This is a genomic window from Streptomyces aquilus (assembly GCF_003955715.1).
Classification (GTDB): domain Bacteria; phylum Actinomycetota; class Actinomycetes; order Streptomycetales; family Streptomycetaceae; genus Streptomyces; species Streptomyces aquilus.
The window spans coordinates 5,106,402-5,125,211 of record NZ_CP034463.1; the positions used below are offsets into that span (position 1 = coordinate 5,106,402).

Annotated in this window: 23 protein-coding genes; 10 read left to right on the forward strand and 13 right to left on the reverse strand. The window is 70.1% G+C overall.

The features are described from left to right. Positions 1-7: 7 nt before the first annotated feature. From EJC51_RS23355 to EJC51_RS23365, 3 genes are read right to left on the reverse strand one after another with little or no spacing between them, the layout of a single operon-like run. Positions 8-898, reverse strand: coding sequence for a hypothetical protein (locus tag EJC51_RS23355; protein WP_244362809.1), 891 nt, complete (start codon positions 896-898; stop codon positions 8-10). Further along, positions 895-1,707, reverse strand: coding sequence for a hypothetical protein (locus EJC51_RS23360; protein ID WP_244362811.1), 813 nt, complete (start codon positions 1,705-1,707; stop codon positions 895-897). Before EJC51_RS23360 ends, EJC51_RS23355 begins: the two co-directional genes overlap by 4 nt. After that, the gene (locus EJC51_RS23365; protein ID WP_126272879.1) at positions 1,704-2,420 is read right to left on the reverse strand and encodes a hypothetical protein; all 717 of its coding nucleotides are present in this window, start codon (positions 2,418-2,420) and stop codon (positions 1,704-1,706) included. The genes EJC51_RS23360 and EJC51_RS23365 overlap by 4 nt, the downstream gene beginning before the upstream one ends. Before the next feature lie 187 nt (positions 2,421-2,607). On the opposite strand from EJC51_RS23365, the gene EJC51_RS23370 reads away from it, so the two are divergent. Beyond that, positions 2,608-2,970, forward strand: a complete 363-nt coding sequence (locus EJC51_RS23370) for a DsrE family protein (RefSeq protein WP_126272880.1) — start codon at positions 2,608-2,610, stop codon at positions 2,968-2,970. Here EJC51_RS23370 and EJC51_RS23375 read toward each other — a convergent pair. The 9 genes from EJC51_RS23375 to EJC51_RS23410 all read right to left on the reverse strand — a co-directional run bounded on the left by EJC51_RS23375 (position 2,967) and on the right by EJC51_RS23410 (position 8,448). Beyond that, positions 2,967-3,335, reverse strand: a complete 369-nt coding sequence (locus EJC51_RS23375) for a VOC family protein (RefSeq protein ID WP_166683025.1) — start codon at positions 3,333-3,335, stop codon at positions 2,967-2,969. The genes EJC51_RS23370 and EJC51_RS23375 overlap by 4 nt on opposite strands. Before the next feature lie 19 nt (positions 3,336-3,354). Then, positions 3,355-3,615, reverse strand: a complete 261-nt coding sequence (locus EJC51_RS23380; protein ID WP_059195775.1) for a DUF3099 domain-containing protein — start codon at positions 3,613-3,615, stop codon at positions 3,355-3,357. A 76-nt stretch (positions 3,616-3,691) separates the two neighbouring features. After that, on the reverse strand, positions 3,692-3,979 hold the full coding sequence (locus tag EJC51_RS23385; RefSeq protein WP_007382995.1) for a DUF1416 domain-containing protein: 288 nt from the start codon (positions 3,977-3,979) through the stop codon (positions 3,692-3,694). 67 nt (positions 3,980-4,046) lie between these two features. Next, positions 4,047-4,886 carry a sulfurtransferase gene (locus EJC51_RS23390; RefSeq protein ID WP_126272882.1) on the reverse strand — a complete coding sequence of 280 codons (840 nt, stop codon included), beginning with the start codon at positions 4,884-4,886 and terminating at the stop codon, positions 4,047-4,049. A 127-nt stretch (positions 4,887-5,013) separates the two neighbouring features. Beyond that, positions 5,014-5,094, reverse strand: a complete 81-nt coding sequence (locus EJC51_RS49605; RefSeq protein WP_350310325.1) for a putative leader peptide — start codon at positions 5,092-5,094, stop codon at positions 5,014-5,016. Positions 5,095-5,291: 197 nt separating this feature from the next. After that, positions 5,292-6,020, reverse strand: coding sequence for an LmeA family phospholipid-binding protein (locus EJC51_RS23395; RefSeq protein WP_126272883.1), 729 nt, complete (start codon positions 6,018-6,020; stop codon positions 5,292-5,294). Between the two features lie 118 nt (positions 6,021-6,138). Beyond that, positions 6,139-7,272, reverse strand: a complete 1,134-nt coding sequence (locus tag EJC51_RS23400) for a hypothetical protein (protein ID WP_126272884.1) — start codon at positions 7,270-7,272, stop codon at positions 6,139-6,141. Positions 7,273-7,275: 3 nt separating this feature from the next. Next, positions 7,276-7,530, reverse strand: coding sequence for a MoaD/ThiS family protein (locus tag EJC51_RS23405; protein ID WP_059196243.1), 255 nt, complete (start codon positions 7,528-7,530; stop codon positions 7,276-7,278). 45 nt (positions 7,531-7,575) lie between these two features. After that, positions 7,576-8,448 (reverse strand): alpha/beta hydrolase, encoded by an 873-nt coding sequence (locus EJC51_RS23410; RefSeq protein ID WP_126272885.1) that lies wholly within the window; start codon positions 8,446-8,448, stop codon positions 7,576-7,578. 127 nt (positions 8,449-8,575) lie between these two features. On the opposite strand from EJC51_RS23410, the gene EJC51_RS23415 reads away from it, so the two are divergent. The 8 genes from EJC51_RS23415 (at position 8,576) to EJC51_RS23445 (ending at position 15,742) form a co-directional block, all read left to right on the forward strand. After that, the gene (locus tag EJC51_RS23415) at positions 8,576-9,355 is read left to right on the forward strand and encodes a response regulator transcription factor (protein WP_126272886.1); all 780 of its coding nucleotides are present in this window, start codon (positions 8,576-8,578) and stop codon (positions 9,353-9,355) included. Positions 9,356-9,449: 94 nt separating this feature from the next. Further along, positions 9,450-10,472 carry a LacI family DNA-binding transcriptional regulator gene (locus EJC51_RS23420; RefSeq protein WP_126272887.1) on the forward strand — a complete coding sequence of 341 codons (1,023 nt, stop codon included), beginning with the start codon at positions 9,450-9,452 and terminating at the stop codon, positions 10,470-10,472. 142 nt (positions 10,473-10,614) lie between these two features. Then, positions 10,615-11,778 carry a S1C family serine protease gene (locus EJC51_RS23425; protein WP_126272888.1) on the forward strand — a complete coding sequence of 388 codons (1,164 nt, stop codon included), beginning with the start codon at positions 10,615-10,617 and terminating at the stop codon, positions 11,776-11,778. Positions 11,779-11,818: 40 nt separating this feature from the next. Beyond that, complete coding sequence (locus EJC51_RS47795; protein ID WP_166682895.1) at positions 11,819-11,995, forward strand: hypothetical protein; 177 nt, start codon at positions 11,819-11,821, stop codon at positions 11,993-11,995. 88 nt (positions 11,996-12,083) lie between these two features. Further along, complete coding sequence (locus tag EJC51_RS23430) at positions 12,084-12,824, forward strand: response regulator transcription factor (RefSeq protein WP_126272889.1); 741 nt, start codon at positions 12,084-12,086, stop codon at positions 12,822-12,824. After that, positions 12,821-14,287: a sensor histidine kinase gene (locus EJC51_RS23435; protein ID WP_126272890.1), complete on the forward strand. Its 1,467-nt coding sequence runs from the start codon at positions 12,821-12,823 to the stop codon at positions 14,285-14,287. Before EJC51_RS23430 ends, EJC51_RS23435 begins: the two co-directional genes overlap by 4 nt. 45 nt (positions 14,288-14,332) lie before the next feature. After that, entirely contained in the window at positions 14,333-15,316 is a 984-nt protein-coding gene (locus tag EJC51_RS23440; RefSeq protein ID WP_126272891.1) for an immunity 49 family protein, read from the forward strand. 18 nt (positions 15,317-15,334) lie between these two features. Continuing rightward, complete coding sequence (locus tag EJC51_RS23445; protein WP_126272892.1) at positions 15,335-15,742, forward strand: PH domain-containing protein; 408 nt, start codon at positions 15,335-15,337, stop codon at positions 15,740-15,742. 103 nt (positions 15,743-15,845) lie between these two features. On the opposite strand, the gene EJC51_RS23450 is transcribed toward EJC51_RS23445, so the two are convergent. Then, complete coding sequence (locus EJC51_RS23450; protein WP_126272893.1) at positions 15,846-17,648, reverse strand: bifunctional metallophosphatase/5'-nucleotidase; 1,803 nt, start codon at positions 17,646-17,648, stop codon at positions 15,846-15,848. Between the two features lie 182 nt (positions 17,649-17,830). Here EJC51_RS23450 and mshD point away from each other — a divergent pair, with 182 nt between their 5' ends. Further along, on the forward strand, positions 17,831-18,757 hold the full coding sequence (mshD, locus tag EJC51_RS23455; protein ID WP_126272894.1) for a mycothiol synthase: 927 nt from the start codon (positions 17,831-17,833) through the stop codon (positions 18,755-18,757). Positions 18,758-18,810 lie beyond the last annotated feature (53 nt).

Below are 18,810 nucleotides of genomic sequence, written 5' to 3' on the forward strand. Positions count from 1 at the left end.
GTACGCCTCAGCCCAGCAGCTGGCTCTGGAGCACGACCGTCTGCTGGAACGGCACGGCGGCCGCCTCGCCCTTCCGCGACTGCACGACGAGACCGAGCACGTCCCCGGAGACCAGGTACGCCTCCCGCACGTGCTCCGCCCCGTACGGCTTGGCCTCGCCGTACGCGTAGTGCCGTACGTTCTCCACCTCGGCCTTCTCCGGGAACGCCTCGTCGAGGTGCACCTCGGAGGCGCCCTTCAGGGCGTACTGGGGGGCGTCGTAGCCGGTGAAGTCGTTCTCCTGGAGGGAGTCGACCACCCTCGCCGTCTCGAACTGCATCAGATAGATCCGGGTGTGGGTGCCGTCGGCCGTGGTCCAGCCGCGGGCGGCCACGTGCCGCAGCCCCTGGTCGGTCAGGAGCTGGTCGATGACACCCCGGTCGTCCTTGTCCTCGTAGACCGCGAGGAAGTCCTTCTTCGCCAGCCAGCCGTCCTCGCCGTCGAGCGCCTTGTCGGCCTTGGCGCCCTCGGGCGCGGGCAGGAGCAGCTCGCGCAGGTCGGCGTAGTGGGAGTTGGCCGCGTTCGCCTGGTCGAAGGGCGCCGGGCTGCCGGAGGGCAGGGGCGGCTTGACGATCGCCGGGTACTCCCAGCGCCCGTCCGGCTCGGTCGCGAGTCCCGGTACGTCCGTCCGCTCCATCCGCGTGATCCCGTACGCCGTCCCGGCCCCGGCCGCGGCGAACACCACGACGGCAGCGGTCCAGCGCAGGACGGCGCGCAGGACGCGGCGGTCCTTCTTGACGGGCGGGACGGGCGGGACGGGCTGGGCGCCTTCCGTGACCTCGGTGACTTCGGTGACCTCGGTGACCTCCGTGACCTCCGTGATCTCCCCGATCGGCTGCGGCTGCTGTTCGGTGGTCATACGGCCTTCCCCGGGTCGTCGATGCGGCCGAGCTGGTCGGCGAGGAACCTCGCGATGCTCCGCTGGTCCATGGGAGCCCCTCCGGAGGCGTTGAGCTCGACCAGCACCTCGCCCACGTACGCGGAGCAGAACATCCGGTCGATCTTGATGTCGTCGTCCTTGGGCGTCAGGAAGCACTTGGCCTCCTTGTGACCCTCGACCTTCGGCCCCTTGCGGAAGAGGTCCACGGCGTCGAAGAACTCGCTCTGCGCCGTGGCGATGTTCCGCACGGCGGCGCGGCTCTCCATCCGGGTCAGGACGACGCCGATCACGGTCGCCTTGTCCTGGTAGTACTGGCTGTTCAGGTAGCTGCGCATGGCGACGCCCTTGATGCGCTGCCGGTCGATCTGCTTCTCCATCTGCCGCCGCTGAGTGGGCGGCAGACCCTTGATCGACTCCTTGCGGAGCGCGGTGGCCTGCTTGCCGCTGAGCTCGGCGTCCGTGCCGAACTCGGCGAGGTCGGGACCGCGGCCGAAGCCCTGCCGCGCGTACGGCACCAGCAGACCCCGCAGCCCCTTCGCCTCCTCGGCCGTGTCCGTGTCCTCGGCCGCCCTCGGGAACTGCCAGGTCGGCCGGCCCGGATCGCGGTCGGCGTCCTGGACGGTCACCACGGTGTAGCCGGAACCGCCGACGACGGCACCGAGGAGGAGCACGGAACCGGCGACGGCGGCGACCCGGCGCCGGGGCACGCGCTTCTTGGCGGGCGCGGGTTCGGGAGTGGCCTCGTCCGGCACAGGGCTCTCGAGGAGTTCGGGGTTGTCGATGCTCACAGCCGCCCCATCTGCCGCTCGGCCAGGTCCATGATCTTCTTCTTGGGAATGGGCTTGGTGTCGTAGACCCAGATCGTCATCGCGATGTCGCCGCGCGTGGCCATCGCCTCAGCCATGTACAGCGGCAGATATCCGGGCTTCGTGTCGGGGGTGTGGTGGACGTAGGCCCAGCCGTCGCCCGTCCCGGGAATCTCCCAGCTGTCGGTGTCGGACTCCTTGTCCGCGAAGCTCTGCTCGTTCGCGGTGTAGTCGGCGGCCGTCAGGTCCTGCTCCTGGCGGAACTGGGCGAGGTGGATCTCGACGCTGTACGTCCTGCCGACCAGCCAGTTGGTGGCGGCGTCGCGGCGGAACTCGTCGTTCGCAAGGTTACCGAAGGCGTTCTTCGGCTTGTCGTAGAGCTCCGCGTAGTCGGTGAGGTCCAGCCAGCCGTCGGTGCCCACCTCGAACCGCGGCTCCCGCGCCCCCTTGGGCCGCTTCAGCAGCAGCTTGCGCAGATCGCCGTTCACCTTGACGTGCCGGTCCTGCGCGGCCGACAGCGGCTCGACCTCGCCCTTGGCCTGCTTGACGACCGGCTGCGACAGCGGCGGCAGCGCGGTGGGCTCCCGGTTCGCCTGGACGACGAACCCGGTGCAGGTGCCGGCGACGACACCGAGGACGGCGGCGACAGCGACGAGCAGCGTGGTGCGCCCGCGTCGGCGCGCCGGGCGGAGCACTTCCGGCGTATCTGACGCTTCTGGCGCTTCTGACGCTTCCGGCACCTCGTCAGGTACCGGGTTTTCCTGAACTTCGGGTACTTCCAAGACGTCCCCCCACAGAACGTGAAGTGCACATTCCATATGTGCGCACAGGAGACTCATGGCCTGCGACCTGGGTTGTGGCCGCGTTGATTACGATTCAGCCATGGCGAAGAAGCTCGTGATCAAGGTGACGGCGGGGGCCGATGCCCCCGAGCGCTGCTCGCAGGCGTTCACGGTGGCGGCGGTGGCCGTGGCCAGTGGTGTCGAGGTCTCCCTCTGGCTGACCGGCGAGTCCGCGTGGTTCGCGCTGCCGGGCCGGGCCGCCGAGTTCGAGCTGCCGCACGCGGCCCCCCTCCCCGACCTGATCGAGTCGATCCTGGCCGGCGGCACGCTGACCCTGTGCACGCAGTGCGCGGCCCGCCGGGAGATCACGGAGAAGGACGTCATCGAGGGCGTACGGATCGCGGGCGCGCAGGTGTTCGTCCAGGAGGCCCTGGGCGACGAGACGCAGGCGCTCGTCTACTAGGACTCGGGCGTCCACAGGCAGAACGGATGTCCCGCAGGGTCGAAGAGCACCCGTACGTCGTCCTGCGGCTGGTACTCGGCGAGCCGCGCCCCCTCGGCCAGCGCCCGCGCGGTCTCGGCCGCCAGGTCGTCGACCTCGATGTCGAGGTGCAGCATCATCTGCTGCTCGCCGGGCTCGCGGTCGGGCCAGAGCGGCGGCACGTACGCGGGCTCGGTCTGGAAGGCGAGCCCCACGCCTCCCCCGGGCGGCCCGATGAGCACCCAGTCGGGTTCCTCCTCGCGCACCACGAATCCGAGCAGGCGCTGATAGAAGGCGGCGAGCTGACGGGCGTCCGGTGCGTCGAGTACGACGGACGACAACCTCATGGGCGACATGGGCCCCCTCCTACTGCCGCCGCTTCTTCCCGTCCAGCTCGTCCCACCACTCGTCGGACTTGGGATCGCCGGAGGGGTCGTCCCACCACCGGTCGTCGGGCCCGCGCCGGTTGGCCACCATCGCGGCGACGGGCGGGATCAGCATGGCGACCACGCACATCCCGACCGCGACCGGGATCGACCACAGCCGCACGACACCCCACGCCAGGACGAAGAGCCCGACGCAGGTGCCCATCATGGCGAAATAGACGTGCCGTCGACGCGCCAGCATGTGTCCAGGGTAGGCCTGGACAGGGCGAAGGGGCTGTACCTGGAGAGGTACAGCCCCTTCGTGCGACACAGGTCCGTCAGACGGCGATCGCTACCTCGGCGAGGCCACCCTGCTGGGCGACGACGGTACGGTCGGCGGTGCCGCCCGGCACCAGCGCGCGGACGGTCCAGGTGCCCTCGGCCGCGTAGAAGCGGAACTGGCCCGTCGCGGAGGTCGGGACCTCGGCGGTGAACTCGCCGGTCGAGTCCAGGAGGCGGACGTAGCCCACCACAGGCTCGCCGTCACGCGTCACCTGGCCCTGGATGGTGGTCTCACCGGGCTTGATCGTCGAGGCGTCGGGGCCGCCGGCCTTCGCTCCACACATGTCTTTCTCCAGATTCAGAGGGGTCTGACCGGAAGGAAGGCCGGTCGGGGGTGGGACTGGGGTCTGCTTACTTGTTGGCGCCGAGCTCGATCGGGACGCCGACGAGGCTGCCGTACTCGGTCCAGGAGCCGTCGTAGTTCTTGACGTTCTCGACACCGAGCAGCTCGTGCAGGACGAACCAGGTCAGCGCGGAGCGCTCACCGATACGGCAGTAGGCGATGGTGTCCTTGGCCAGGTCGACCTGCTCCTCGGCGTAGAGCTCCTTGAGCTCCTCGTCCGACTTGAAGGTGCCGTCGTCGTTGGCGTTCTTGGACCACGGGATGTTGCGGGCGGACGGGACGTGGCCCGGACGCTGCGACTGCTCCTGCGGCAGGTGGGCCGGGGCGAGCAGCTTGCCGGAGAACTCGTCGGGCGAGCGCACGTCGACCAGGTTCTGCGAGCCGATCGCGGCGACGACGTCGTCGCGGAAGGCGCGGATGGAGGTGTCCTGGGCCTTGGCCTTGTACTCGGTCGTCGGGCGCTCGGGCACCTCCTCGACCAGCTCGCGGGCGTCGAGCTCCCACTTCTTGCGGCCGCCGTCGAGGAGCTTGACGCTCTCGTGGCCGTAGAGCTTGAAGTACCAGTAGGCGTAGGAGGCGAACCAGTTGTTGTTGCCGCCGTAGAGGATCACCAGTGTGTCGTTGGCGATGCCCTTCGCCGACAGGAGCTTCTCGAAGCCCTCCTGGTCGATGAAGTCACGGCGGACCGGGTCCTGAAGGTCCTTCGTCCAGTCGATGCGGATCGCGTTGCGGATGTGGTTCTTCTCGTAGGCGGACGTGTCTTCGTCCACCTCCACGATCGCGATGTTCGGGTTGTCGAGGTTGGCCTCGACCCAGTCGGCGTCGACCAGGACGTCGCTGCGGCTCATGCTCTTTCTCCTCCGGGGCAGTTACGGCGGGGCATACGACTGTGCGGGTGCGCGGGCCGACGGGGCCGCGGCGCACGGGTGCCCAAGGTCAGGGCGGGGGGATGCGGACGGCGCTCGGCGCTTCCGCTCAGAAAGTGCGACAGAGCATGGCGGCAACGCGGCACAGGTCGACTGCCCGCCGCTTTGTGAGATCCGCCTGTCGCTTCATGCCGTCGATCGTAGGGACGGACTACCGGCCATGTCACCGGTGTGTCGTATTTTGAGACGCGATCGTCCGCGATGTGGGAAAGGATCAGCGTCCGGGCCGTGTTCGCACGGGTTCCGGACGCCGGCGGCCGTCACCACCCGATATCCACGGACGACCCGTCTCGCCCCTCGGACACTCGCTGTCCGCCGAACGCGGTCCTACCCGGCCAGCTCGACGTTCGAACCCTTCACCGTGACCTCCACACCGTCCTGCGCGGCCTCGACCTTGTCGAGCTGGATGCCGCCGGGCAGGTCGTCGATCTTCTGCTCGAAGTCGGTGATCGACCGCACCTTGCCCTCGGCGACCTCGACGACCAGGTTCGGCAGGTTGTCGGCGTGCACCTTCACGGTGTCGCCGTCGACGGTGACCGTGCTGAGCACGGGGTAGGTCTGCGACCGGCCCAGGGCGGTGACCTTGACGTTCACCTTGATCTTCCCGTTGCCCCCGTCGGAGAGCCCGACGACCTCGGCGGTCACGCCGGGGAAGATCTCCGTCGGCTCGGACTGGGCGGCCTTGAGCAGCTCGTCGTAGGAGATGGACGCCGTACCACTGGCCGTGGCGGCAGTGGCGGAGCTGTAGTCGCCCGAGAACGAGACACCCTTGAAGTTGGCCGTGATGTCGTCGATACGGATCTTCTCGCCCGCCGCCCCGGCAGCGGCCTCGTAGTCCTTGATCCCCACCTCGGCGTCGTCCAGCTCCCCGGACGCCACCTGGGTCAGAAACGGAAAGCCCTTGATCGACACATCGGGAGTACTGGCAAGGTTCTCGCTGCTCTTCAGCTTGTCGGCGACCTCCCCCTCGGCGAAGTGCACGGCAACCCGGTCGGCGATGACGAAGAGCCCGCCCAGCACGACAACAACAATCAGCAGTATTCGCAGTGCGCGCATTCTTTGGTGTTCCCCCACCTCGGCGGTCTACGTCCCTTGCCACCGTAGCGCCGCGACCAAGACACCCCGGGGAATTGTTGATCACCTGTGACAGGTGCCCCCACGGACCGTCAGCGCACTACCCGAGCGCCCGCCCCAGCACGTACACAGCCGGAGCAGCAGCGGCCAGCGGCAGCGCGACCCCCGCCGTGAAGTGCACGAACCGCGAGGGATAGTCGTAGCTGGCCACCCGGTGTCCGATCAGCGCGCACACCCCCGCACCAGCCCCGAGCAGCGCACCCTCCGCGCCCAGCCCGGTCATCCCGCCCACGGCGATACCGGCACCCGCCGCGGCCAGCAGCGACACGACCACCGACGCGGGCGTCGGCAACGGCAACGCCCGCGCCAGCACCGCCACCGCGACCGACACCGCGCCCACCGACACCGCGTCCGCCGACGCCGCGAGGTACCCCGCCGCGACGATCGCCAGCGCCGACGAGGTGACGGTCGCCATCAGGCCGTACATCCGCTCGTCGGGGTCGGCGTGCGAGCGCAGTTGCAGCACCAGGCACAGCAGCACCCACACGCCCAGCGTGCCGAGGATCGCCGACGGCGACCGGTCCGCGGCCAGCAGCGCGACGTCCGCGACGACCGCCCCGAGGAACGCCAGCGCGATGCCCTGCCGGGCGGGCCACATGCCGTTCAGCCGGAACCAGCCGGCGGCGGTGACGGCCTGGAGAAGAACGAGCGGCACGAGCAGCGCGTACGACCCGACGGCCGCCGCACCCGCCAGCAGCAGTCCCAGCACCGCCGTGAGCGCGGCGGGCTGCATCCCGGGCTCGATGATCGGCGAACGCCCTTCGAGCCGGGCGCGCTGGGCGTCGGTCACCCGGGCGTTGCCGCCGAGGGTGGCGGGACCGTAGTCACCGGAAGAGGAAGGGGCCGCGACCGGTTCCGGAGCCGGAGCGGGCTCCTGATACCCCGGCGCCTGGTACACCGGCTCCTGATACCCGGGCGCCTGGTACGCCGGCGGCTCGTAGCCCTGCGGGGCCTCGTACCCCTGCGGCGGCAGATACGCCGTGTCCGCCGCGGCGGGCGCCGCGGGGGCGACCGGCGACTGCATCTGCGTCTCCCAGGTCTGCCCCTGCCACTGCTGGGTGTACTGCTGAGCGGCGTGCTGATCGTCGTAGGCCTGCTGCCAGTAGGGGTCGTACCCCTGCTGTCCCTGCTGGCCCTGCTGGCCCTCGTACGGCTCGTACGGCTGGTTCGTCATCGCTCACCCTCCTGCGAACGGCGGGAGCACCTCGACCGTGCCGCCGTCGGCCAGCCGTACCGTCTCATGTCCGCGGGTGCCCACGGGGTCACCGTCGATGAGGAACGAGCATCGTTGCAGCACGCGCGTGAGTTCACCGGGGTGTCGCTCGCGCACCGCGTCCAGCGCCTCGGCGAGGGTGTCGGCGTCGTACGCCTCCTCGGCGACCCCGGCCGCGGCCTTCGCGGCGGCCCAGTAGCGCACCGTGACCTTTGGCATCTGCTTCCGCTGCTTCCTCACTCGACCGTGTTGAACACCGTCAGGCTAGCTGTCCCGTGAGACGGCCCAGTCCCCGATGCGCCGCAGCAGCTCGTCCGGGGCCGCGTTCTCGGCATGGCCCATGCCGTGCTCCAGCCAGAGTTCGGCGTGGCCGGGGGCGGCGTCGGCGAGCATGCGGGGGTGGTCGAGGGGGAAGTAGCCGTCGCGGTCGCCGTGCACGATGAGGAGCGGGGTCGGCGCGATCCTCGGCACGGCCTCCACGGGAGACAGCGGGACCGGGTCCCACTCCTTGTGGTGGATGCGGGTACGGAATCCGTAGCGGCCCACCAGCCGTCCCGCGGGCCGCGTTACCAGCCAGTGGAGCTTCCGCATAGGTGCCGTACCCCGGTAGTACCACCGGGCCGGTGCACTCACCGAAACCACCGCGTCCGAGTGCGCATCCGTGCGCCCCTCGCGCCCCGGCTCGTCCGCCCGGAACAGCGCCGCGTGCCGCAGCACCACGGAACCGCCCATCGAGAACCCCACCGTCACCACGCGCGCGTGCCCGAGCGAGCGCGCCCACCCCACCGCGGCGGCCAGATCGAGCACCTCGCGGTCCCCCACGGTCGAGGCCCCGCCGGAGGCCCCGTGGCCGCGGAAGGAGAACGTGACCACGCCGCCGTACTGCGTGAACGTCTCCGCCACCCGGCGAACATGAGGACGATCCGCGTCGCCGGTGAAACCGTGCGCGATGACGAACACGGGAGAACGGGAAGGTGACGGGGAGGCGTCGTATACGGAGGCCGGCGGATCGTATACGGAATCGATCGTCACCCCGTCGACAGTGTGCAGAAACGTCCGTATAGGTGTGCCTCTGTTCGTCTCAGAGTGCGGAATTGCGGTGGATCGCGCCACACGACCTGCCGGATCAATGTGCATGTGGGCTATTCTCCTGAACAGAGGACTCGGGCAATGCAGCCCCCGGGTCCTTTTGTGCTTTCGGATCGTCTGTATACGAAAGATCCGAGAGCGAAAACCTCGCCGGGACCGAGGAGGAACCAGCCGTATGAGTTCTCTGCTGCTCCTGACCAACGCCCTCCAGCCGTCGACGGAGGTGCTCCCCGCTCTCGGCCTGCTCCTGCACAACGTGCGAGTGGCTCCGGCGGAGGGCCCCGCCCTCGTCGACACCCCGGGTGCCGACATCATCCTGATCGACGGGCGCCGCGACCTGCCGCAGGTCCGCAGCCTGTGCCAGCTCCTGCGCTCCACGGGGCCGGGCTGTCCGCTCATCCTCGTCGTCACCGAGGGCGGCCTCGCCGCCGTCACCGCCGACTGGGGCATCGACGACGTCCTCCTGGACACCGCGGGACCTGCCGAGGTCGAGGCCCGCCTGCGGCTCGCGATGGGCCGCCAGCAGATCGTCAACGACGACTCCCCGATGGAGATCCGCAACGGCGACCTGTCGGTCGACGAGGCGACGTACTCCGCCAAGCTCAAGGGCCGGGTCCTGGACCTGACCTTCAAGGAGTTCGAGCTCCTCAAATACCTGGCCCAGCACCCGGGCCGCGTCTTCACGCGCGCCCAGCTGCTCCAGGAGGTCTGGGGCTACGACTACTTCGGTGGCACCCGGACCGTGGACGTGCACGTACGACGGCTGCGCGCCAAGCTCGGCCCCGAGCACGAGTCGCTGATCGGTACCGTCCGGAACGTCGGTTATCGATTCGTTACCCCGGAGAAGGGCGAGCGCGCGACGGACGACGCCAAGGGCAGGAGCGAGCTGCCAAAGGCGGAGGAGACGGACGAGACGGTCGCTCTGGACGCCGCCGAGATCAGCGCCGAGGTCTGACGGGGCCCGGCGGGCACAGGGGTCGCTCGGGCGGAGCACAGGGAAGACGGCTTACGCCCTGCCCAGAGCGGGTCCATCCGCGTAGACTCCGCGCGTGGCCAAGGTGACTCGAGATGACGTGGCGCGGCTGGCAGGGACGTCCACTGCCGTCGTCAGCTACGTCATCAACAACGGACCCCGGCCGGTCGCCCCGGCCACGCGCGAGCGCGTTCTCGCCGCGATCAAGGAGCTGGGGTACCGGCCCGACCGGGTCGCCCAGGCCATGGCGTCCCGGCGCACGGATCTCATAGGCCTGATCATCCCGGACGCCCGTCAGCCGTTCTTCGGCGAGATGGCGCACGCGGTGGAACAGGCCGCGGCCGAGCGCGGAAAAATGGTCCTGGTCGGCAACACCGACTACGTCGCCGAGCGCGAGACCCACTATCTGCGCGCCTTCCTCGGGATGCGGGTCTCCGGCCTGATCCTCGTCAGCCACGCGCTGAGCGACCTGGCCGCCGCCGAGATCGAGGCCTGGGACGCGCGCGTGGTGCTGCTGCACGAGCGTCCGGAGGCGATCGACGACGTCGCCGTCGTCCTCGACGACCTCGCCGGCGCGAAGACCGCCGTGGAACACCTGCTGGGCCACGGCTACCCCTACGTCGCCTGTATGGGCGGTACGGCGGACACCCCCGCCGTCGGCGACCCGGTCTCCGACCACGTCGAGGGCTGGCGGCGCGCGATGGAGGAGGCCGGCATCCCCACCGAGGGACGGCTCTTCGAGGCGCCGTACAACCGCTACGACGCCTACCAGGTGGCGTTGCAACTGCTGTCGGGCCCGGACCGTCCGCCCGCGATCTTCTGCTCGACCGACGACCAGGCCATCGGCCTGCTGCGGGCGGCCCGCGAGCTGCGCATCGACGTGCCGGGCGAGCTGGCCGTCATCGGCTTCGACGACATCAAGGAAGCGGCGCTCGCCGATCCGCCGATGACAACGATCGCATCGGACCGCTCGGCGATGGCGCGGGCCGCGGTGGACCTCGTGCTCGACGACGGGCTGCGGGTGGCCGGCTCGCGCCGGGAGCGGCTCAAGGTGTTCCCGTCGCGGCTGGTCGTACGCCGGTCCTGCGGCTGTGAATGAGGCTCCGCGGGCCTTTATGAGGCTTGTCTGAGAGAGCCCGGCCCGGCCCCAGTACCGGCTTTATATCGGGCAAACGAGGTTTTGGCGGCGTTCTCAGGGAGCACTCAGGAAGCTCTCATGGTCGGGCGACAAGCTCAGTGTCATGACCGAGAGCTTCCGCCGCGACGGCGAGTACGAGCAGTACACGAACCCGTATCAGGGCGCCCAGCAGCACGCCTCCGCCACTCCCGCGCACTCCTCCCCGGTGAACCCGGAGTGGCCGCCCCCGCCGGCGCAGCCGCCCGCGCCGCAGCCGGTGACGGTGGAGCCGGGGACCACGGTGTGGCCGGCGCAGACTCAGGTCGCCGGCGGTGACGGCAACGGCGGCGGTGACGGCGGCACGGCCGTGATGACGGCGGTCCCGGCCGGCCCCGCGCCCGCTCCCAAGAAGCGCGCCCGCGGTCCCTTCGCCCTCCTCGCCGCCGTCGCGATCGTCGCCGCGGCGATCGGTGGCGGTACGGCCTACGGCATCCAGGAGCTGACCGGCAACGACACGGTCGCCTCCAGCAGCACCAGCACCAACGTGGTGCCGTCCTCCGCCAGGGGCACGGTCTCCGGGGTCGCCAAGGCGGTCAGCCCGAGCATCGTCGAGATCAACGCGACGCTCAGCAACGGCTCCTCCACCGGCTCCGGCGTGATCATCACCGGCGACGGCGAGATCATCACCAACAACCACGTCATCGCCGGCGCCTCCTCGATCAAGGTCTCGACGAGCGACGGCAAGGAGTACACGGCGAAGGTCGTCGGCACCGACAGCAAGAAGGACCTCGCCCTGATCAAGCTGGAGAACGCCTCCGGCCTCACCCCCGCGACCCTCGGCAACTCCGACGGCGTCCAGGTCGGCGACGAGGTCGTGGCGATCGGCTCCCCCGAGGGCCTGACCGGCACGGTGACCAGCGGCATCGTCTCCGCCCTGAACCGTGACGTGACCGTCTCGACGGACGAGAGCCAGGGCCAGCAGCAACAGCAGCAGGGCGGCGGCGGATGGCCGTTCGAGTTCGGCGGCCAGCAGTTCAACGGCGACACGGGGTCGTCGACGACGACGTACAAGGCGCTCCAGACGGACGCCTCGCTGAACCCCGGCAACTCCGGCGGCGCGCTGATCGACATGAACGGCAACATCATCGGGATCAACTCGGCGATGTACTCGGCGGCGGACTCCACGTCCTCCTCCAGCGCCGGCAGCGTCGGCCTCGGCTTCGCCATCCCGATCAACACCGTCAAGTCCGACCTCGCGACGCTGCGGGCCGGCGGCAGCGACAACTGATCCCCGGAACCGTGCCTGTTCTGTGTGTAAGGAGTACGTCGTGATCAAGCAGGTTTCCCACACCGTGGCCGCCACCGACCCGGCCGGCCTCGCCCTGGCCCTGGCCCTTGAGGTGGCGTACGAGCTGCACGCGCCGACGGCACCGGCGGTCCGGGCCCCGGAGATCTCGACGGCGGCCGCCCGCCGTACCGCCCGGCGACGCAAGGTGCGCGCCTGACCGTCCTCCCTGTGCTTGACCCAGAAGCCCGCAAACATGCGAGGCTGAAGGCGCCCACGTCCCACCGCACCCCGAGGAACCTCGAGCGATGAGCCCCGCCGATGGCGACCGTGACCCCCAGCGCATCCTGATCGTCGACGACGAGCCGGCGGTGCGCGAAGCGCTCCAGCGCAGCCTCGCGTTCGAGGGCTACGACACGGAGGTCGCGGTCGACGGCGCGGACGCGCTGGAGAAGGCGACCGCGTACCAGCCCGACCTGGTGGTCCTCGACATCCAGATGCCCCGCATGGACGGCCTCACCGCCGCCCGCCGGATGCGGGGTGCGGGCACGACCACGCCGATCCTGATGCTGACGGCACGGGACACGGTCGGCGACCGGGTGACCGGCCTCGACGCGGGCGCCGACGACTACCTGGTCAAGCCGTTCGAGCTGGACGAGCTGTTCGCGCGCGTCCGTGCGCTGCTGCGGCGCAGCTCGTACGCGGCGGCCGCGGCCGGTGCGGGTGCCGTGGTGGAGGACGAGGCGCTGACCTTCGCGGACCTGCGCATGGACCTGGCGACGCGGGAAGTCACCCGTGCGGGGCGGCCGGTGGAGCTGACACGCACCGAGTTCACGCTGCTGGAGATGTTCATGGCACATCCGCGCCAGGTGCTGACCCGCGAGCAGATCCTGAAGGCGGTGTGGGGCTTCGACTTCGAGCCGTCGTCGAACTCGCTGGACGTGTACGTGATGTACCTGCGCCGCAAGACCGAGGCCGGTGGCGAGCCTCGGCTCGTGCACACCGTGCGGGGCGTGGGGTATGTGCTGCGACAGGGCGGCGCGGAGTGAGAAGGCTTCTGCGCCGGTTCCAGACGCTGCCCATTCGGGCACGGCTGTCGTTGCTGGTGGCTGCGGCGGTGGCGTTTGCGGTGGCGGCGGTTTCGGTGACGTGCTGGTTCATCGTGCAGGGGAAGTTGTACGAGCAGCTGGACAACGACCTCCAGCAGGGCATGGGCGGCCCCGCGCAGCTCAGGCAGATCAGCCAGGCCCAGTCCGCCCTCGACAACTGCTCCAAGACTCCGCAGAGCACCCCCTTCCCGCGCGGCGACTACACCCAGGTGGTCACGGCGAGCGGCAAGGTCTGCGTCGTCAACGACTCGGCGGGCGCGATCGAGGTGACCCAGGCCGACAAGAACGTGATCGCGAAGGCCGAACCCAACCACGTCTACTTCCGGAACGGCAGCGCCGAGGACGGCACCGGAGTGCGGGTGATGACGCGCTATCTGAGCGGCACCACGAACCCCACCACCGGAGAGGCCGGTCCCAACATCGGGATCATCGTCGCCGTCCCCCTCAAGGGCACCCAGAACACCCTCAACGACCTCTCCCTCATCCTCCTCCTCGTCTCCGGCATCGGCGTCCTCGGCGCAGGCGCCGCCGGGCTCGCCGTGGCCCGCGCAGGCCTGCGCCCCGTCGACAAGCTCACCGAGGCCGTCGAACACGTGGCCCGTACCGAGGATCTGAGCGTGCGCATCCCCGTCGAGGACGACGCCGAGGACGAGGTGGCCCGGCTCTCCCGTTCCTTCAACTCGATGACCTCCTCCCTCGCCAGCTCCCGCGACCTCCAGCAGCAGTTGATCGCGGACGCCGGTCACGAGCTCCGCACTCCCCTGACCTCATTGCGGACCAACATCGAGCTCCTCACCCGGAGTGAGGAGACGGGCCGGCCCATCCCGGAGGCCGACCGCAAGGCGCTGCTCGCCTCGGTGAAGGCGCAGATGACCGAACTGGCGGCGCTCATCGGCGACTTGCAGGAGCTGTCCCGGTCCGAGGGACAGCGAGGCGAGCGCGTTCAGGTCGTGTCGTTGGAGGACACCGTCGAGTCGGCGCTGCGCCGGGCCCGGCTCCGGGGGCCGGAGTTGACGATCAACGCGCACCTGGAGCCCTGGTTCTCGCGCGCGGAGCCGGCCGCACTGGAGCGTGCCGTCGTCAACATCCTCGACAACGCCGTGAAGTTCAGCCCGGACGGCGGCACGATCGACGTACGGCTGGAGGACGGCGTCCTCACCGTCCGCGACCACGGCCCCGGCATCCCCGCCGACGAACTCCCGCACGTCTTCGACCGCTTCTGGCGCTCCCCCAGCGCCCGCGCCCTCCCCGGCTCCGGCCTCGGCCTGTCCATCGTCGCCCGCACCGTGGAGCAGTCCGGCGGCCAGGTCACCCTCGGTCACGCGGACGGCGGCGGCACGATCGCGACCGTACGCCTGCCGGGGGCGCCCACGCCTCCCCCCGACACTGTCGGTACTCGTTGATAACGTGCCTCGTCCAGTGATCACCTGCATGAAGGGACGGGGCGCGTGCGGGAAGTGACATGCCATCAGGTCAGTGAGCAGCGGTTGGCCGAGGCGCTCGACGACATCCGCGGGCGGGCCTACACACGCTGGCACTCGCTGCGGTACGGCAACATCTCGCCGGCCCTGATACGGGCGATGGCGGACGAGCTGCTCGACCATGTCGCCGCGCGTGCCGTCACGGAGCCGGGGCTCGACGCCACGGCCGCTGCGGTCGCCGTCACCGCCGCGGAGTGTGTGCACGGAGTGCTGAGCGTCATGTGCTTCCCGGGCGGGGACCAGAAGATCCGGTTCCCCCTTGTCGGGGAGGTGATCAGCACGGACCCCGACGACGACGAGTTCGGGGACGGGCCGATCACCTTCCGGGACGTCGTCCAGGAGGCGCCCACCGCGCGGACGTGGCTCGACATGTTCGAGATGTGCGTCGTCAGCGGGCACGTGTGGGACTGGGAGCAGGTCACCGGACTGCTGCTGCGGGGCGACTACGCGCCCGCCATCCGTGACGGCGTGCCGTACAACTCGTACCCCTCCGTCTCCACGCCCGCCGACCTCGCCGCCATGGACGCGCTGTGCCGCTACCTCACCGAGGCGGCCGGACATCTCCCGCGCGACTGGCCGACCGTTCCGCTGCGCAAGCCCGACGCCGGGGAGCTGGCCGAGGCCGCCAGGGGGCTCGACGAGGCCGGCGCCCTGACCGCGGACCAGCGGCTGCTGCGCGTACTCCTGGACGACGACCAGGAAGCCTTCGAGGCCGCCCTCGTCGCCCACCTCGTCCGGTACCGGGAGAGTGTCGTCGCGGACGATCCCGCGCCGCGCACCCTCCTCCCCCTCGGCGCCCTCACCCTGGCCTGCCTCGCGGTGCAGGTGCACGGGTGGGAGCTCGGCGTCCGGTCCGGGTATCTGCCGTACGGGCTGCTGGGGTCGACGGACGCGCTGCGCCGGGCGGCCGAAGGCAACCGGAACACCTTGGGCCTGTGGGCTGCCAAGTAGCCGTCAGGGAGTGGGGGGATGGACGTGACCTTGCGGGAGTACCGCGCCGACCGGCGTTCGCGGTTGAAGGTGATCGGGCTCATCTCGGTGATGCTGGCGTGCGGGGTGCTCGAGGTCGTCATCAATGACGTACCGGGGTGGGTCGGGGCGATCCTGATCTCGGTCCTGGCGATCGTCGACGGGGTGTGGGCCCTGTCCCTGTGGCGGTCGCGCACGGTGGTGCGGGCGGACGGGGTGGTCGTCGTGGGGGTCGTGCGGTCCCGGAAGTGGGCGTGGCACGAGATCCAGGACCTCGTCGTGGAGACGCCGTCCTCCACCACCCCGAGGCGGCTCATACGCCTGCACGACACCCGGGGACGGAAGACCACCCTGCCGTACGTCGCCGAGTCCCACCTGCCGGACCTCCTCGCCCTGCGGCCTTCCTGAGCGAGACGCCAAGAGGCGGCCGTGTCGATGACGCGGCCGCCTCTTCCTGCCTGCCCCGAAAGGCCCAGAAGGTTCCAGACGGGTCCAGACGGGTCCAGACGGGTTACTGCACGATCGTGATCCGGTTCGTCGCCGGGGGTGCGATCGGGTTGGTGGCCGAGGAGTTGGCCGTGAGGTACTGCTCCAGCGCCGCCAGGTCGTCCGTGCCGACGAGGTCGTTGGTGCCCTGGCCGAGCGTGGTGATGCCGTCGCCGCCGCCCGCGAGGAAGCTGTTGGTGGCGACGCGGTAGGTGGCCGTCGGGTCGAGGGCCGTGCCGTTGAGCTTGATGGAGTCGACGACGATCCGGTCGGCGCCGGTCTTCGTCAGGTCCAGGGTGTAGGTGAGGCCCGAGGACGGCTGGAGGATCTTCGGGGAGGCCGCGTTGCTGCCGCTGACCTGCTCCTTGAGGACCTGGATCAGCTGGGCGCCGGTGAAGTCCTGGAGGTTCACGGTGTTGGAGAACGGCTGGACGGTGAAGCCCTCGGCGTAGGTGACGACTCCGTCGCCTTCCGTGCCCTTCTGCGCGTAGGTCAGGCCCGCCCGCACACCGCCCGGGTTCATCAGCGCGAGGTCGGTCTCCGGGTCGAGCTGCTTGCCGTACGCCAGTTGCGCGTCCGCGATCAGGTCGCCCATCGGGGACTCGGTGCCGGTGCTGGGGATGTCCGCGGAGATGTAACCGATCGGGCGGTTGCCGATGGGCGCGGCGAGGGTGTTCCACCGGCTGATCAGGTCGGTCATGTCCGGCGCCTTGGCGACGGTCCGGGTGACCACGTGGTTCGCCGACTTCACCGACGTACGGGCGATGTCACCCGTCCAACGGTCGTACGTCAGCGTCGTGTCCGTGTAGAGCCGGCCGAAGGAGGCCGCCGAGGTGACCGTGCGCGGGTTGCCCGCCGGGTCGTTGATGGTGCAGGCGTAGGCGGCGTGGGTGTGACCCGTCACCAGCGCGTCGACCTGCGGGGTGATGTTCTTGGCGATGTCCACGATCGGGCCGGAGATGCCGTCGCCCGCGCCCGGGGAGTCGCAGTTGTAGTTGTACGCGCCCGACGCCGGGGCGCCGCCCTCGTGGATGAGGGCCACGATCGACTTCACGCCCTGGGCCTGGAGCACCCGCGCGTACTTGTTGATCGTCTCGACCTCGTCCTTGAACTTCAGGCCCTTGACGCCGTCGGCGGAGACGACACCGGGGGTGTCCTCCAGGGTGACGCCGATGAAGCCGACCTTGATGCCGTCCTTCTTCCACACCCAGTAGGGCTTGAGGATCGGCTTGCCGGTCTTCTCGTTCAGGACGTTGGCGGCCAGGTACGGGAAGTCGGCGCCCTCGAACTCCTCGTCCGTGTAGCAGCCGGCCGTCGGGTGGCAGCCGCCCTTCTGGAGGCGGGCCAGTTCCTTGGCACCCTCGTCGAACTCGTGGTTGCCGACGGAGGTGACGTCCAGGTCCAGCTTGTTGAGCGCCTCGATGGTGGGCTCGTCGTGGAAGAGACCCGAGATGAGGGGCGAGGCGCCGACCATGTCACCGCCGGCCGCGGTGATGGAGTACTTGTGGCCCGCGCGCGCGTCGCGCAGATGCGTGGCGAGGTACTCGACACCACCGGCGTCGATCGTCTTGGTGGTGCCGTCCGCCTGGAGCTCGGTGACGCGGCCGGAGGAACCGGACGGGGGCTCCAGGTTGCCGTGCAGGTCGTTGAAGGACAGCAGCTGCACGTCCTGGTAACGGCTGGGCAGCTTGCCCGGTTTGCCTGATTCGACCGGGGCGGCCGACGAGGGCAGCGCGGCGGCGAGGGCACCGGCGGTCGCGAGACCGGCGGCTGCGGCGAGCAGCCGGACGGTCCGTCTGCGGCGGTGCGGCTGGGATATGGCTGGCATACGCCCCCCTGTGGGTCGTCTGAGCAAGTGGGCCCCGTCCGGCGCAGCCTAAAGTCAACGCGCGTAGCGCGACAGGGGTTTCTTGGTTACATCCTGGTTTCCCTTTGCCCTCACCTTTGCTGACGCTTTGCAGGGTTTACAGTGCCGCCGCTTTGCGGGTTCTCCCCCGTACCCTCATACGCATGACCAGCGACGACACCGTGCGGCCCGGCAGCACTCGCTCCATCCAGACCTGCTCGGCACTCTCCCCGGACCAGACGGACGCCGTTCTCGCGCTCCTCGCGGCGGCCGCCCGCAGCGACGGCCAGCAAGCCGTCTCGGAACAGGGCCGGTTGCAACTGCGCGGGGGCGCCCGCGAGGGGGTGGCCCATCTGCTGCTGACCGTGGACGACGAACTCGTCGGCTACGCCCAGCTGGAGGACACCGACCCCGTGGAGGCCCCGGCCGCCGAGCTGGTCGTCCACCCCGCGCACCGCGGTCGCGGCCACGGCCGGGCCCTCGGCTCCGCGCTCCTCGCCGCCTCCGGCAAACGGCTGCGGGTGTGGGCCCACGGCGGTCACGCCGCCGCCCGCCATCTCGCCCAGGTCCTCGGCCTGACCCTGTTCCGTGAGCTACGGCAGATGCGGCGGCCGTTGACCGACCTCGACCTGCCCGACCCGGTCCTGCCGGACGGTGTGACGGTACGGTCCTTCGTCCCCGGCACCGACGACGCCGCCTGGCTCGCCGTGAACGCCGCCGCGTTCGCCCACCATCCCGAGCAGGGCTCCCTCGTCCAGCGTGACCTCGACGACCGGATGGCCGAGCCCTGGTTCGACCCCGCCGGCTTCTTCCTCGCCTTCCGCGGCGACGAACTCGTCGGCTTCCACTGGACCAAGGTCCATGCGGCGGAGGGGCTGGGCGAGGTGTACGTCCTCGGTGTGAAGCCGGGCGTCCAGGGCGGAGGGCTCGGCAAGTCCCTCACGACCATCGGCCTGCGGCACCTCGCCGAGCAGGGCCTGCCGACCGCGATGCTCTATGTCGACGCGGACAACAAGGCGGCGGTGTCGGTGTACGAGCGGCTGGGGTTCGTGACGCATGAGACGGACCTGATGTACCGCACGGAGACGTGATGTGACACCGGGGGCCTCGGGGTCCGGGGGCTCGGGGACTCAAGGCCGGGGCT